A 15,778-nucleotide genomic window follows, 5' to 3' on the forward strand; every position below is an offset into this window, starting at 1 on the left:
CGCCTATTGGCTTACCAAACCATATGGCAAGTTATCGAATATTTCAGGATCTTGCTGAATAGTCGGCCCCTCTTTGGCGCCCCGCCAATCAAGCAGCATCACAGCCAAAACATTACGGTGCTCACCATCGAGTAGATCTGTACTTCCTGTCGTTGATGGCACCAAGCCAGCTTTGCGATCCATTGCTTGCTGAATATCCTTGCGAGCCATGCCCACAACAGGATCGTGCTCAAGCCCTGCCAATAAAAAGTTAATGCCCACCTCAGCAACCACATCCTCTTTCGCTCGGGTCAATATCATATTGATATTTTTACGGTAATAATCGTAAATCCACTGAAAATCAGATTCTTTTACCGGGTGCTGGTAGTACTCCGCCGCAGCAAAGATAATATGGGTCATCCCATAAATCTTATTCATGAACTGCTGGTCAGTCAGCTCTCCATCCTTACTGTCGGGATATGTTTTACGAAATGCCTCAATAAAATTATCAACAACATCTTGCTCGCCCAATTGGCGCAACCAATATACTTGGTTTGCCAACTGCGCGGCCCATGCGCGAATCATAGCAGGATTGGTTGCATAGATATTAAAGTCATAACGGCGTAACACATCGCGCAATTTACTATCTTCTCGATGCTTTAGGCCGTACTCGTTGGCACGAGCCATCGATCCGAGCAAATCCACCCCAAGGTAAAAGTACTCAGGGGTAGCCTTGGTTGCCTCATAGCGCAAATCGCTACGAATATCGTCTTTGTGATCGTAGCGAGACAAGCGGTCGGCTGAATATACTTGTATCTGCGCAGGTGTATAGACTTCAGTTGCGAAATAATTCAGACGGCTGGCAACCCGCGCCATATCAGACCATATCGCTGCATGATATTTAGGATCGTGTGTTTGACGATACATGCGCAGGCCATAATGGCCCATCTTGAAAGCCGGCAGGGTAAAAAGTTGACTCTCGTATGTATGACGGATAGTTGCCGCGTCTTGCTGGTAACTCGTAACAGCAACAGCCAAAGATGGCAGTGCTGTTTTTGATGCCGCTTGCGATGACGACTGATCAGGCAATGGCTCTCCCAGTAATGGGGCGGACAACAACAAGCTGGCAACCAAAGCGGATGTACCAAAGCCTTTCCAAACCCTTATCATTCCTTACTCCATGTGGTTGGCTATCACATGCTAGATACGTCAGCGTATTTAGCGATTGCGGGGGTATATCATACTCCTGAATATGCCACCACATTAACAAAAGCAACTATACGCTCAGTCAAATTACAGTAAGAAAGCCAACCGCCCCAGACTATCTAGCTCTGCGGCCCTCCACCATCAATCCAACGATACGTCAGGTTGATACGAGGTTGCTTATCTTGCAGGGTCTTAGGAATAGTGTGCTGCCAGTATTGCTGCAAATCCCCCGCCATTACTAACAACGATCCGTGGGTCAACTCAAATTCACGTTTCTGCCTGGAATGTAAATGCCTCAGCACAAACCGACGCGTTTCCCCCAAGCTAACCGATGCGATGATCGGCTGGTGGCCAAGCTCCGTTTCGTTATCTTGGTGCCATCCCATATAGTCGCTCCCATCGCGGTATTTATTGACCAATACAGTATTGAAGCGACAGCTCAACAAGCGATACAGCTTGTCCCTTATCTGTTTTAAGCCCGGTGTCCAAGGTGCAGGTTCCATTCTCAGGCCTGAATAGGTGTATGCCTCCTCGCCGCACCAAGCCTGAAGACGGGGTTGCAGCACCTTGCGACCATACATGAAAATAGCCTTTTGCTGCCAGTTTAGCTCTACTTCCAATTGGTCGTAGAGCCTATCCGCCTCATCGCGACTCAGAAAATTAGGCAACCAACACAACTGTCCTTGGGGGATACTCTCCCAAGCATTGCTCTCAATTGTCGGTACGATATTAACGTTCATCAATGGGCAGCCACTCCTGATGTTCAGGCCCGATATAATCGGCACTCGGACGAATAATTCGATTATGCTCTCGCTGCTCGAAGACATGGGCCGCCCAACCTGTCAGGCGACTCATCACAAAGATCGGAGTAAACAACTTGGTCGGAATTCCCATGAAATGATAGGCAGAAGCATGGAAAAAATCAGCGTTGCAAAACAGGTTCTTCTCCCGCTTCATCACAGCCTCAACCCGTTCTGATATCGCGTAGAGCATGGGGTCATCAGCCTGCTCGGCCAACTTTGCCGACCAGTTCTTTATAAGCGCATTACGAGGATCTGACTCGCGGTACACTGCATGGCCAAACCCCATGATCTTCTCCTTGTCGGCCAACATCTTCAATATGCCCGCTTCCGCTTCATCGGGGGTTTGCCATTGTTCAATCATCTCCATTGCCGCCTCATTGGCGCCACCATGCAGCGGCCCGCGCAGCGTTCCGATCGCCGCACAAACACAAGAGTAGATATCAGAGAGCGTAGAGGCACAGACTCTAGCGGCGAATGTCGAGGCATTGAACTCATGCTCGGCATAGAGGATCAAAGAGCAGTGCATCACTTGCTTATGCAGTTCGCAAGGCGGACTGCCCGTGAGCATATGCAGGAAATAACCGCCTATTGTGTCTTCCTCACAATAAGTTTCAATACGAACGCCATGATGGCTGTATCGGTACCAATAGCAAATAATGGCAGGAAACAAAGCCAGCAGGCGATCGGCTTTGTCATATTCCTCGGAGAACCCCTGCTCCTGCTCCAAATTGCCCAGCATAGAACAGGCCGTACGCATCACATCCATAGGATGAGCATCCGCAGGGATTTGCTCCAGCATCATCTTCAAAGCTAAAGGCAGCCCACGAAACGAAACCAATTTATCTTTGTAGGCTGACAGTTCGGCCTGCGTCGGCAACTTGCCCTTGAGCAACAGGTAAGCGACTTCTTCAAACTCAGCATGATAGGCAAGATCCGAAATGTCGTAACCTCTATAGGTCAGCCCTGTTCCGGATTTTCCCACCGTACACAGCGCCGTTGTGCCTGCCGACTGTCCTCGCAAACCCTCCCCACCCAGTGGTTTGGGATTTGAATGATGATCATGTTGAGGGGGATTGAGCTCTGGGGCTGTTATTTTCATCTCAGGCATCTTGCCTTCTCCATATTGCGTCCTGTTCTACAAGCGTAGGACACAAAAGGCCAGATACCCAAGCACCTCAATTCACGGCGATATCAACCCATACTAGGCGGTGATCCGATCCCGCCTGCGCACGCTCGCGGCCACGCTCATCGGTAATCAGCATGCGCAGTGGATCCTTCCTGTCTGGCCAAAATACACCGCTTCCCACGACATTCAGACTGGCCGAAGGCAACACATAATCTAACCGCAAACCGGCAATATGAGTCCATTCCGATGCTCTGCCTGTCCTCGTCTGCCACGGGCGTACAAATCGCCCCCCTAGACTTTTGGGGGTCTTACGGCCACTGGCAACCGCACGGTTGATCCTAGAATCCAGCAATAACTGGGAAATGGCCGATTTCATGCCGTCACCGTCAACCCGGTCAGCATTGAGATCCCCCATCACCACAAAATCAGAGCCCGACTTGAGCCCACCTCGGCATCCCGTATCGTCATACAACCAATCGGCGTCATCAATAATGCCGCGCACCATTCTCAGCTCATCGTGGTTACGACGGGCATTGCGTTTTTCTTCACCATCAAACACCGGAGGGGTCGGATGACAACCAATCACATGCAAGGTTTTTCCTTGCAACCGGATCGGTACAAGCACATGATTTTTCGATGACAACCTGAGAACTTGACGGGCTTGAGGCGAAAAATACCCTTCGGGCAACAAATTGTCTGGCATGTCCTGCCATAAAAACTGCTGCCAAGAACGAATACCAGCCGTATCAATCGGATATCGAGAGAGCAACACGAAACCAAACTGCCCATGATGAGACCCAAAGCCCTGGGCATCGCCCGGCAGGCTGACCACACCATCACCATCGAGATCATGCTCTACCACCAAACCGGTATTGGATGGCGGACAATAACGGTATGGATAATCAATCGGCGGCTGACCATGCTGTGAGTTAGCTAAATAGTATTCACAAAAACGGGCAAGAGCACCATCATCACCACCCTCGCCAGGGTGGTCAAACTCACACAACATCAAAATATCAGGAGCGGCCTGCTGGATAATGGCTGCCAGCTTAGAAAAACGGGTATTTTCATCTTTCATTAACTGATGAAAAATAGCGCAAGACTCAGGCTCAGACATAGAAATATTGAACATTGCCAAACGCGCAGTATTACCAGATGGTAATGAAGGTGAAGTCAAATGAGGTTCCGGACGGCATTCAGAAAAAGGCAAGGTCTTGACCGGTAGAGAAAACAAGCTGCAAGTATACCACATCACGGGGACTCGCAGCCTGAATATATACAGCAGGCTATTCCATCAACTGATTGAGTGCCTTGCGAATTTGACGTGCATCTGACTCTGCGCGGTGCTTAACAGGGCCTAGTGCGTCCATTGTCTGGTGAAAGTGCGCCCGCTCCATTCCGTTTTCCTGTACCAGCCAAGAGCCGATCTCGGTCAACATAAACGATGGCCGCATATGGGCGGCGTGGTACAACCGACCAAGCCAAAACAAATCCCACTGGCTATCGCAAAATACCCGCTCAAATTTACCCAATACCGCATTGAGATGCTGGCAGACCTCAACGACTGGGATACCGTGAGTACACAGTTCCTGTCGGGTGATCTGATGGATTTCATTCTCTGCAAATTCATCCCAATACTGCCAGACATCACTGGCGGTTAGAGGATTAATCAACAAGCTGTTTCCGGTTCCATCGGGTAATGAATACCCAACTTCAATAGGATAAGACTGATCAGATAAACCTGATGCTTCAAAATCTAACGTTGCCCACATTGTACTCTCCCTGCTGTGGTTATAGGGTGCCCTCTTTCGGAACAACGACTTCCTGTCAAACTTCACCGAAAGTGGAATGCGATATATTCATATGTACATACTGGTAGTAACAGATACCGTTGGTACACACAATAAATGTAGTCGGAAACATGACCTTGGTGGGGAAAATATCCTCTCCCCTCAGTTTTAATACAAATAGACCTCGGCAAGATCCCCCTATCCTTAGGGACTCATTTCTTTGACAATCAAAGCGCAGGTATAATACGACACCTCAATCCCCCAATAGGATCAGCCTCCAATGACACATCTTCATATGCCCGCAATGCTAGGGTTTGCAGGTTACAGCGGTTCCGGCAAAACCACCTTGCTAGAACAGGTTATTCCACGCCTCAAAGCTCACGGATTACGACTCGGCATCATTAAGCACAGCCACCATTCCATCGATCCCGACAAACCGGGCAAGGATAGCTATCGTTTAAGGCATGCAGGCTGCGCCCAAACCTTGCTGGCAACCAAAGAACGCCACATGCTTTATTTCGAATACGATCACGTCGAACGTCAAGAACCCACACTGGATGAGTGCCTAGAGCAACTGAAGCTCAACGAATTAGATCTTGTATTAGTAGAAGGGTTTCGTGACCAGCCTTTTTCAAAAATTGAAGTTTTCCGCCCTAGTTATGGCAAACCACTGCTTTTTCCCAATGATCCCCATATCATTGCCATCGCCACTGACGGTGAACTAAATCAAGAGCATTCACTCCCGCAGCTGGATCTTAACCAACCGGAGGCTATTACCCGTTACATTTTAGACTGGATGGATAACCAATAATCACAGGAATGAAAAAGGCCAACTACTGAAGGATTGATATCTTAGATACAAGATAAAATTATGCGAGCTAGTCGTGGTATCAGCTTAGAAAAAGGTGATATTTCGCACTGAATATTATCTCTGGGTCTCATAGCATGACGATGCAAGCAACTGGATGCATTTTCTAGGAATACAACGGATGAAGACCCAAGGCCCTATTCACCATTTCAGCACCTACTTGGTATTCGCCTACTCCGGCACGCTGATGTTCAAAGGGTTAGTTTTCCCTGAACAGCATAGCCGCTTGCTCAATGATACCAACCTCGCGCCTTGCTATATCATTGAACCTCTGGCCTTTTTACTACCAATGATGCTGGGCGTAACTCTTTTACTTAACGGATTGGCATTGACCAGCTTACGTCCTGTGATTGCCAGCCTAGCCTGCCACCTACTGCTGCCTGGTATCGCCCTCACCCAAGGCTTGCACCTCGACCGTGCAAACCTCTTGCCCGGCTCTCTATCATCCAATCTCTACAGCACCATAGAACCACAATTTTTCATCATGTTAACCGTGTTTATTATTGCCAACATGCTGCACATCAATAATAAAAGCCGCGCAACTACATGTGCTCATAATTCAGCAACGGTTCCCCCCATAAAACGGCGTAATCCCCAATAACCACCTCTTTGAACTTAACGGTGCTCAACCTCTGATATTTCCATTTGGAGATAATATTTATCGCTGGGTGGAACCGTAAAGGCGATGTCTTTACCTTCTTTCTCTACACCTGAACGCAGATAGGTTTCAGGCATCCGCTTAATTGACGTCCATACCGTTTGATTGTCATTAAGCAGCAAGTGACCGTTATGATCATAGAGTGATAGCTTTAACGAAACCAAAATAACCGCTTCACTGCCATTGTTACTCATTCTGGTTGGTAACCTAAGCTGACCAGCAACAAACTGCGGAGCCAATACTGTTAGCGTTACCCCACCGTATTCGTACATACCCACATCCTGCTGTTGCCCCATTTCAATCACATCACTAGCAGGTACAAGCAATGTTGGCTTGGCTTGCTGAGTTGAAACAATATTCGAGGACACATCAGCAGGTGCCGGCAAGGGAGCAGCAGGAAGGATAGATTGAGAATGGGTAGAAGGAGTAACAGGTTGGCGATGTTTGAGATCTGCAGGCCCATCGACTGGCTGCCAAGTCATGTCATCATTCAAAATGGCTTTGCGCCCGTCTGGCAGGATGACTTCAACAGGTTTGGCCTGAACAAATTGAATAAAGCCAAACACCATCCCCACAATGATCACATGGATCACCGTCTCTTTGTTTACTTGCATAACCAACCCCTAGCGTGATGGCCAAGTACACCCCAAATGCTTGTGTCAGCACAGCTCTATATCAAATACGTTTAAAATACGTATCATTTCATCAGGTAATTCCCATCTCCTAAACATACTGATGTCACTGTGCATCCTGCATATGAAAACTTGGCCTTATATTATTGCCTCGTCCGGCATAGTAATTTACGATCCTGCCATGTGATCGTGATCTCCCCTTGATGCTCAATAAACCTGACATTTTGGCCCAAATATTTACTGCCACTTGCCGTCGGTTTAGCCAACGTAATTTGTTGTTGGTTTCCCCATGTCAATACCATACTCGCCGGATCTGTTTGGTTATAAAATACCGCGGTAACGGGCTCTTTATTGTCTTGGCAATCAAGAGAAACCGGCTGTGGTACTTCAAGCTGCCCACTGATAATCTGTAATTCAGCAATCCGGCTTTTATAGGCAAACTCCGTACACTTCCTCACATCATTGGCTTTCCAACAATCATTTCGCCCCTTTATCCACCCTCGCTGGATAGCCTTTTGTAGCTTAGCATCATCAAATGGCAACGCTGGCAAGGCTGTTTCAAACACCCGTTGCATCTCATGATCCAGTGCCGCCAAACCACTATCATTACAAATTAATTTTTCAACTTCTCCTTGGGCTTTTTTGCAATCAAACGCGGGTTTTCCAGCACTGGCAACCGTTGATAAGCCAATCAATCCGATAGCGACTATCCATGTATAATTGGGCATTGCCTGTCTCCTTTACATTAGTCCACCCCACCCCTTACTTCTTTTTCAAATGTAAGAGGCAACATCGCAATTATAGTCAAGTAATTGGTTTCGATGTGTTTTTACTAAATAGCAGGCAAAAATGAAAAAGGCCTCATAACGAGGCCATAGGCATGATAATAAGGAAGACGCGGGGATCAGATATTTTTGAGGCTGTGCTGAATCAGCTTCGCGGCGAGTCTTGCAGTCTGGCCTTGATAATCATATTCGGTATAAAGACCAGCAACATCCATAATTCTCACTTTTCCGCTAGCCATTAACTGTTTGAGAACCATCTCAATCACCGGCAGGCTAACACCATAGACTCGCGACATATTGACCCCTTCGGCTACCGCTGATGAAAACACGGCCAAGTCCAAACTTAAATGAATATGATCAACCTGCTCAACAAAGGCATCAACCGTAGCTTGAATTTTCCGCCGATATTTCATCTTCATTTCGCTATCTAGCAACCACTTTGCCCCTAATTCGCTGGCATAGGCAAAACTGGATTGAGAATTAGTATGGTCACAAATTCCCAACCCCAAATAGCGAAATTCACGCTGCTGTGACTGACAAAAGCTAGCAACAGAATGAAATGCCGATCCTGATCTTACGGCAAGAGAACGGCGTAACTGGAAATTAGCGTCAATATTGACAATACCCACACGTGACGCGCAAGGGTTAGGAAGTGGCGCAATCACTTCAGGCTGAGCGGCATCATTTACCCGGTTTACCGTATCAGACAACGCCCGGTAACTCGCAATTGCCACTTCGTGGCCTCCCCCTAATACCACGGGGAAATGACCTGCTTGCAAAATTTCACGTACTTTCTGGTACTGCATCGACTGCAACACATCAAACGATGACCATTCCATCGATTGCTCATCGATAACACCAGCATCATAGAGCGGTACATTAAGCGTCAACGGATACTTGGCTAACATCCGACGAATACTGTCTGGCCCTTCCTTCGCGCCAATTTGTACATCATAGGCATTGAGACTCAAATCTGTCGCTACGCCAACCAATACCGCCCCTGATTTACGCTGTTCGGCGTAAGGCTCAATCATTGCTGGAAGCGGATTGATTTCATTCTGTGTGGTTAGGCGGGTAAATGAAAACCAACGTTTGAAATCCAGCATGCTTGCTCCTTATCTATCAAAATCAGGCAGCGGGTGGTAACCCTCGAGCCGCCTGCAGAACACTAAAAATAATGGCGTGTTTACGCTTTTGAACCCGGTCTTCCGGCGCCATAATACTCACGGCTCCGACAATTTTATTGCCGGAAAAAACAGGTGCTGCAACCCCAGACACACCTGGGTCATACTCAGAAGTACTGATGGCATAGCCCTCTTCTTTTATCTGGGCAAGCTCTTTCAACCACTGCTCAACAGCATCGGGCTCGGTGATCCCAAAATGATAGAGAGTACCGAGAATCCGAGACTCGGGCAGATGCGCCAAAATAACCTTGGCTGACGCCCCTCGCACCAACGGCTGGCTTTGGCCTTCTTCATAGGCACAACGCAAGGCATGGGGACTATCAATCCTAGCCATACACAGCGCCCTAAAACCTACTGGCACCAAATAAGCCGCCATTTCTCCCGTCTGCTGTTGTAAACGCTGCAAGACTTGATGGACACCACTTGATAATGGCGAAAAACGCTGAAAATTACGAAGCAACTGCAATGCGGCAGGTCCGATGGAATAGCAGCTTTGACGAGGGCTTTCTTCAATTAAGTTCCAGTTTTTCAAAATGACCAAGTAACGATAAACACTGCTTGACGGCATTCCTGTTTGCTCGCTGAGCACATGCGCTGTCAGTGGCTCGTCTGCCGATGCGATGTGCATCAATAACTGAATCAGCTTTTCATTCGCATTGGGTTTAAATTTCGTTGTCATGCTTTCATCCTCTGCTGCCCCTATTTACCCACTAAGCGTCAATACACACAAGGGCAATTTCCATAATGTGATAACAACCGCAAATTAAAACACATTAATTATCACATTACGAGAATCAAAAGGAGAATACTGAGAATCAAGGACTTTCTTTCGGTAACATTTTTCACCAAAATAACGAACTTAAACATACACAAAATAAGACAACACCTACATTAAACCTCTACTTTTTCGGATAAATCCCCATTGAATCAGAGAGTTATTCTGTATTGATTTTCAGACTAATCATAAATGATGCAGATAGATAAATATTTCTTGTAAAAACAAAGATTACCAACCCAAATGCGTATAAAGAAGTCGTCAATAAAATGGCGGGGAATTATTATTGCTGTCATAAAAACACCAGTGTTGATATATATCCTAAAGAATAAATATTGCTTTTAAATAATGTTTTTAATTGAAGACTGTTCTTTTAGATAAAGATCTTCACCTGCCTAACCAATGAGTCAAAACCCACCCAAAAATAGACAAACAACACGTACCGTTTAGAAAAAATGCTTAAATGGCACTCGTTTTTCAGTAAAAATGTGCCATAAACGGATAATTTTGCATGGAACCAGCCACATCTCGCTTAAATAATAATATTGTTAATTTATAAATTTAATAGTACATTACTACCCTACCGTTTTTCTTTAGTGATTGAATACCTCGCCATGTTTAAAAATCTTTCTGTCGGAAAGAAAATCGCTTTTATATTTTCTATTATTGCCGCTCTACTGATCGCATTTGCTATATTCCTACGTTCAGAAGTGCAAGTAGTTAGAAGCACCATCTATAACCTGACCGACTCAACAATTCCAAGTGTGTTGCAAGTTGAAGACATGCGTTACGAAATGTCGTACGCTCGACGCACCCTGTATGCGCTGATTACCTACGCTGATATTGAGAAAATCCGCTCTCGAATCGACAAAGTAGATCGTCAACACCAAAGCATAAAATCAATGCTAGATGCCTACGGCGCAACCGTCGCATCACCAAGTGAACAGCAGGTATTTGACCGCGTTAATAACGGTTGGAATAAATATATCCAAGACCTTAAAGCTTTTGAGCAGGCTGCATATCAAGGCGATATGAAAACAGCTCAGCCAATTCTGGTTCGTACACTTGGCGTGTACACCCAAATTGAAACGGCGCTGGATGACCTGCGCAAAATGAATACGGGTTTTGTTACCAAGAACCGTACTGACATTCTGAGCAGCGTATCCATCATGATGGACATGGCGATTGGAGCTATCGTTGCAATCATTGCCTTTATGATTGCGATGACCGTCTTCCTGACCAATCAGATCTGCCGTCCGCTTAATCTGGTAATGGAACAATCTGTTCAAATTGCTGCCGGTAACCTGACTCACTACTTAGACCGTGATCAAATCGGCAATGACGAACTAGGTAAACTGGCTGACAGCAGCATCACCATGCAATCTGACCTGCGTGCATTGATCGAACAGATTATTGCTGCGGTAACTCAGTTGAGCTCCGCTGTTGAAGAAGTCAGTGCCGTTGCAAACCAGACATCGGGTGGTATGGAAATCCAACAGTCGGAAATCACTACCGTTGCAACCGCTATGGACCAAATGCGAGCAACCGTTGCTGAAGTCGCCAACAATACCGAGACAGCGTCAACTGCGGCGCAAGAGGCCAACCAAGAGGCACAGCAAGGCGCACAGGAAGTCAACCAGACGATTGACCAGATCCAGCGAGCTTCCAACGAAATCGAAAATGCCGGTGTATTGGTTGCCCAACTTGAAAAAGAATCCGCTAACATCAGCATGGTTGTAGATGTGATCCGCGATATCGCAGAGCAAACAAACCTGTTGGCGCTAAACGCGGCGATCGAAGCAGCCCGTGCCGGCGAGCAAGGCCGAGGATTTGCCGTTGTTGCTGATGAAGTTCGCACATTGGCAGGTCGTACCCAGCACTCAACAGGCGAAATCATCACTATCATCGACAAGCTACAGCAAAGTGCCAACGAAGCACGCGAGGCGACCACGGTCAGCTGCAGCTTGATTAACTCCTGTGTTCAGCAGAGCCAAGAGACGGGTGAAAAAATCCGTTCGATCGAATCGACGGTTAGCCAAATTGCCGATATGAGTGTGCAAATTGCCAGCGCATGCAGCGAGCAGGATTCGGTTACCGAAGAACTGCAATGCAGCGTAACGCGTATCAACGAATCATCAACTGAAGTTGCACAAGGCTCGAACCATACCACTCAGGCTTGTAATGAGCTAAGTCAATTGGCGGCGAACCTACAGCAAACCATGATGCAGTTCCGCCTGACCTAAAACGGCGTGCAATCAACATCATTTAAATGAAAAGCCAGCATACCCATGCTGGCTTTTTTATGCTTCATCAATCCCCTGCCCTTCTTCATCTCTATTGATCCTTGCCGCAAAATCACCCGAAATAAAACGCCCATCACCTTATCTAGATATAGATCACTGTTCCAATCCCTCCTTGTTCGATACAAAAGACCGGAAATAAACTCATCATTAACAAATACGCAGGATGTTTTAATGAAACACGGAATTTTCCACCTCGGGCTAGCCGTTACGCTTACGCTCACAGGATGCAACATAAACATAGGTGGCAGTGACGACGATGAAAACCAAGGAACCAGCGGTAAGGCAACACAATATTTAGTCGAAATAGCCAGCGCCACCGAAGGAATTGGCGCACGTGAAGCAAGCACAGAACAAGAAGTGAGAGCCGGAAACTGGATCTACGACAAACTAACCGGATTTGGCTACGACGTCACTGTTCAGCCATTTTCATACCAACAGAATGGCATGATGCTGTCATCAAAAAACTACATCATCGAGAAAAAAGGCAAGATAGATAAAACTATCATCCTCGCGGCACATTATGACTCTACCGGTTCCGAACATGATTCACTGGGCGCAACAGATAATGGGGCCGGGCTTGCTGCGGCAATTTCTCTTGCCGAGCAATTAAAAGGGAAATCCCTACCGTACAATGTTCGTATCCTATTGCCGGGGGCCGAAGAAAACGGACTAAACGGCTCTCTCCATTACGTGAAACAAGCACTGAAAACAGGCGAACTTGAAAATGTCATCGGAATGATCAATTACGATACCATCGGTGGGGGGGACATTGTTTACGTTCATGCTGCCCACTCTGATTATGATGAATATGATGGTATCTGTAAAAAACTCTCACTAGATAAAACCGATTACAGTGCGGCAACAACAATGCGAGATGCCATGCTAGAAGCCTCTATCGCAGTCAAAGGTGAATCGGGCAAGTTTGTAGTTCATCCCGCTTTTCCTGGCTACCCTGAGGGAGAAACGGGTTCTTGGTCCGACCATGCTGGCTTCGCTTGTGCCGGGATCCCGATTGCCTATGTCGAAGCCACCAACTTCAATATCAACGGCAAAGGGGGATATGACGGCTATTCTCAAACCACCCATCCTGACACATGGGATTGCTATGAAACCTGGACAGCTTCAGCCTGTGATAGAAAGACCGAAACACAATGGGGACGCATTTGGCATACTGGCTATGACCGCCTCGAAAAACTCGAAGAACTCTTCCCTGGCCGAGTAAACGAGCAACTAAATAACAATGTGGCTATCGCCCTTGAGTTACTCACCAACGAGAAATACATCAAGACCGCCCCATAATCTAAACTTCCTTCGATCGAGACATAGATAGATACATAAAAAAAGGGGCGGAATATATCCGCCCCCTACTGACTCTATTTAGGATTATCGCCTATCGTGTTTTGAACTGTTCCAGTTCATCACGCAACTGAGCAGCCTGACCGGCAAGCTCATCGCTCATAGCGACAGATGCCTGCATGGTTTGCATCACACCGTTAGTCGCTTCATTAATATTCACGACATTGCGGTTAACCTCTTCGGTCACCGAACTCTGTTCTTCTGCAGCGGAAGCAATCTGATTGTTCATGTCATTGATCACATTAATCGCTTCGTTTACCTCTTCCAGTGCCAGCTGAGCAGCCTGCGTTTCCTCACAAGTATCGCGAGCCTGTTGCTGACTCTGGGCCATCAATGCAACGATAGACTGTGTTTCTTCCTCTAGTCGACTCAGCATGTTACGGATTTCCTCCGTTGAGCTCTGGGTCCGGTTTGCCAGATTACGTACCTCGTCGGCAACAACGGCAAAACCACGTCCCTGCTCACCAGCGCGCGCCGCCTCGATGGCCGCATTCAGCGCCAGCAAATTGGTTTGCTCTGCGATACCGCCAATTTCAGAGAGGATCCCCTGAATTGCCGCACTTGAATCAACAAGCGTCTGAGTCTGTGCTTGAGCCGAGTTGATCTGTCCTGCAAGCTCCGTCACAGCCTTGGCGGCATGGCCCATCTTTTCGGTACCATCCAGGCTACTATTTTGCACCTGAGCAGCAGCGGCTGCAGCCTGCACTGCCGAACTGGCCACCTCTTGAGCCGTAGCGCTCATCTCGTTAATCGCGGTTGCCAGCGAGCTCACTTCATTTAACTGCCCCAGCAATTGGTTAGACACATCCTCTGCCTGCCCACGACCAGCCGTCGCATGGCTGTCGACCTGCTCAGCCGCATCAGTCGCGGTACGCAATGTCCCCTGAATACGTTCCAAGAAAGTATTGAACCAAAATGCAAGCTGACCCGTTTCGTCTTGGCTATCCAGTTGGATACGGCGAGTCAGATCACCCTCTCCTTGTGCGATATCCTGCATGCGATCGACCAATTGTTTTAACGATGCGCCAATACGGGCCGCGAGTAGGAACATTGCAGCAAGGCCGGCCAACGCGGCAAACAAGCCCGCCATGATCCCTTCACCAATCGCTTCCTCGCTGAGTGATTCACTCCATTGCGTAAAGTCTGTCACGTCTTTTGTCACAACAGCTGATGGAATAGAAACCAATACTACCCAAGGCTTACCGCTTGTTTCTACCGTAGACACGGCAACCATCTCTGAACCAATAGTCAACAAACGCTGGTTGTCACCGCGAGCCATCGACACAATCTCAGACCAACGGCTCGACAGTTCACCTGTCACCTTCTTGCCGATATTGGCACCGTTACGGCTGTCAGCCATCACCATTCCACTACTGGTTAGGATCATGACATGGCCTTGACCATTGTACAGTTGACGGGCCAATTGTTCCGACTGCCCCTGAAATGCCACCAACGACCAGTCAAAACCCAACGAACCAACAATTTTGCCATTCACTTTCAATGGCTGGCTAATCGTTGTAATCAGCTCCTGATTACCCCTAACGTTGTAGTAATAAGGCTCCATAACGAAGGTACGTCCGTTTTCGAACGGCGCAAGATGCCATTCATCAATGCGCTCACCATTATTGTTGAGGTTTTGATTTCGAAATGAGGCCATCGCCGTTGGATCAAACGAACCATTTGGCAGTGGGGAGAAAAACGGAGCCAAGATCCCCTCAGGGGTCACAGACTTAATCCCATTGGCCGTTACTGGCGTTGTCCACGGCGAGGATTCCCACACCATATAACCCGCAAATACCGTTTTATCTTGGATTTCCAGCGCATTGATAAACTGCTGTACCAGTACATCCGCACTGACATGCTGCTCGCCGCCCAGTTCCAAGATTGAACGCAACAAGGAAAGGTTTGCTAGTACTGGGGCTAATTGCCCATTTAACTGTTGGCTCTGCTCGTTGGCAACTGCCAGCAAGTTCTGTGTCGTAGATTCTTTCAACTGTGCAGACACCTCTTGGGCTGTCATGGTCTGCACCTGAGTAAACGAATTAGTCGTAAACCCCATTGCGATTACTAATGTGAATACCAGTGCGACCCCTGCACTTAAGGCAATTCTGGTCTTAATCGTTTTGAACACGCCACCCTCTCTACAGATAAAATTTTAATATGTTACACGTTGCTATGACTTTTTTAATTCTATTAACAACATCCATTTTCAGAATCAGAGTCAAATAAAATCGACTTGTTCTAGCCGGTTGCAATCATCACCCTCGACCTAAGTACAACCTTATCAACGTAACATTATCTAGTTATGTCATT

The 15,778-nt window shown here is 47.3% G+C and carries 14 protein-coding genes; 4 read left to right on the plus strand and 10 right to left on the minus strand.

Annotation, left to right across the window (positions count from 1 at the left end; all coding sequences use genetic code 11):
- Positions 1 to 3 precede the first annotated feature (3 nt).
- From ABT56_RS01480 to ABT56_RS01500, 5 genes are all read right to left on the minus strand, one after another.
- Positions 4 to 1,149 carry a DUF3541 domain-containing protein gene (locus ABT56_RS01480; RefSeq protein WP_047877068.1) on the minus strand — a complete coding sequence of 382 codons (1,146 nt, stop codon included), beginning with the start codon at positions 1,147 to 1,149 and terminating at the stop codon, positions 4 to 6.
- A 155-nt stretch (positions 1,150 to 1,304) separates the two neighbouring features.
- Positions 1,305 to 1,925 carry an alpha-ketoglutarate-dependent dioxygenase AlkB family protein gene (locus tag ABT56_RS01485; RefSeq protein ID WP_047877069.1) on the minus strand — a complete coding sequence of 207 codons (621 nt, stop codon included), beginning with the start codon at positions 1,923 to 1,925 and terminating at the stop codon, positions 1,305 to 1,307.
- Positions 1,915 to 3,087, minus strand: coding sequence for a bifunctional 2-methylcitrate synthase/citrate synthase (prpC, locus tag ABT56_RS01490; protein ID WP_047877496.1), 1,173 nt, complete (start codon positions 3,085 to 3,087; stop codon positions 1,915 to 1,917). The genes ABT56_RS01485 and prpC overlap by 11 nt, the downstream gene beginning before the upstream one ends.
- 76 nt (positions 3,088 to 3,163) lie before the next feature.
- On the minus strand, positions 3,164 to 4,291 hold the full coding sequence (locus ABT56_RS01495) for an endonuclease/exonuclease/phosphatase family protein (protein WP_338048454.1): 1,128 nt from the start codon (positions 4,289 to 4,291) through the stop codon (positions 3,164 to 3,166).
- 109 nt (positions 4,292 to 4,400) lie between these two features.
- The gene (locus ABT56_RS01500) at positions 4,401 to 4,886 is read right to left on the minus strand and encodes a hypothetical protein (RefSeq protein WP_047877071.1); all 486 of its coding nucleotides are present in this window, start codon (positions 4,884 to 4,886) and stop codon (positions 4,401 to 4,403) included.
- A gap of 298 nt (positions 4,887 to 5,184) precedes the next feature.
- Between ABT56_RS01500 and mobB the strand changes: the two genes are divergently transcribed.
- Both mobB and ABT56_RS01510 read left to right on the plus strand, forming a co-directional pair.
- The gene (mobB, locus tag ABT56_RS01505) at positions 5,185 to 5,715 is read left to right on the plus strand and encodes a molybdopterin-guanine dinucleotide biosynthesis protein B (RefSeq protein WP_047877072.1); all 531 of its coding nucleotides are present in this window, start codon (positions 5,185 to 5,187) and stop codon (positions 5,713 to 5,715) included.
- A gap of 178 nt (positions 5,716 to 5,893) precedes the next feature.
- Positions 5,894 to 6,373, plus strand: a complete 480-nt coding sequence (locus ABT56_RS01510) for a hypothetical protein (RefSeq protein ID WP_047877073.1) — start codon at positions 5,894 to 5,896, stop codon at positions 6,371 to 6,373.
- A gap of 14 nt (positions 6,374 to 6,387) precedes the next feature.
- Here ABT56_RS01510 and ABT56_RS01515 read toward each other — a convergent pair whose 3' ends face one another.
- The 4 genes from ABT56_RS01515 to ABT56_RS01530 form a co-directional block, all read right to left on the minus strand.
- On the minus strand, positions 6,388 to 7,044 hold the full coding sequence (locus ABT56_RS01515) for a DUF3157 family protein (protein WP_047877074.1): 657 nt from the start codon (positions 7,042 to 7,044) through the stop codon (positions 6,388 to 6,390).
- A 161-nt stretch (positions 7,045 to 7,205) separates the two neighbouring features.
- On the minus strand, positions 7,206 to 7,790 hold the full coding sequence (locus tag ABT56_RS01520) for an MliC family protein (RefSeq protein ID WP_047877075.1): 585 nt from the start codon (positions 7,788 to 7,790) through the stop codon (positions 7,206 to 7,208).
- Positions 7,791 to 7,966: 176 nt separating this feature from the next.
- The gene (locus ABT56_RS01525) at positions 7,967 to 8,953 is read right to left on the minus strand and encodes an arginase family protein (RefSeq protein ID WP_053062353.1); all 987 of its coding nucleotides are present in this window, start codon (positions 8,951 to 8,953) and stop codon (positions 7,967 to 7,969) included.
- A 22-nt stretch (positions 8,954 to 8,975) separates the two neighbouring features.
- Positions 8,976 to 9,710 carry an IclR family transcriptional regulator gene (locus ABT56_RS01530; RefSeq protein ID WP_047877076.1) on the minus strand — a complete coding sequence of 245 codons (735 nt, stop codon included), beginning with the start codon at positions 9,708 to 9,710 and terminating at the stop codon, positions 8,976 to 8,978.
- A gap of 710 nt (positions 9,711 to 10,420) precedes the next feature.
- Here ABT56_RS01530 and ABT56_RS01535 point away from each other — a divergent pair.
- Both ABT56_RS01535 and ABT56_RS01540 read left to right on the plus strand, forming a co-directional pair.
- On the plus strand, positions 10,421 to 12,049 hold the full coding sequence (locus tag ABT56_RS01535; protein WP_047877077.1) for a methyl-accepting chemotaxis protein: 1,629 nt from the start codon (positions 10,421 to 10,423) through the stop codon (positions 12,047 to 12,049).
- A 231-nt stretch (positions 12,050 to 12,280) separates the two neighbouring features.
- Positions 12,281 to 13,408 carry a M28 family metallopeptidase gene (locus ABT56_RS01540; protein WP_047877078.1) on the plus strand — a complete coding sequence of 376 codons (1,128 nt, stop codon included), beginning with the start codon at positions 12,281 to 12,283 and terminating at the stop codon, positions 13,406 to 13,408.
- Between the two features lie 91 nt (positions 13,409 to 13,499).
- Here ABT56_RS01540 and ABT56_RS01545 read toward each other — a convergent pair whose 3' ends face one another.
- Positions 13,500 to 15,596 (minus strand): methyl-accepting chemotaxis protein, encoded by a 2,097-nt coding sequence (locus tag ABT56_RS01545; RefSeq protein WP_047877079.1) that lies wholly within the window; start codon positions 15,594 to 15,596, stop codon positions 13,500 to 13,502.
- Positions 15,597 to 15,778 lie beyond the last annotated feature (182 nt).

The organism is Photobacterium aquae, from assembly GCF_001029445.1.
Classification (GTDB): domain Bacteria; phylum Pseudomonadota; class Gammaproteobacteria; order Enterobacterales; family Vibrionaceae; genus Photobacterium; species Photobacterium aquae.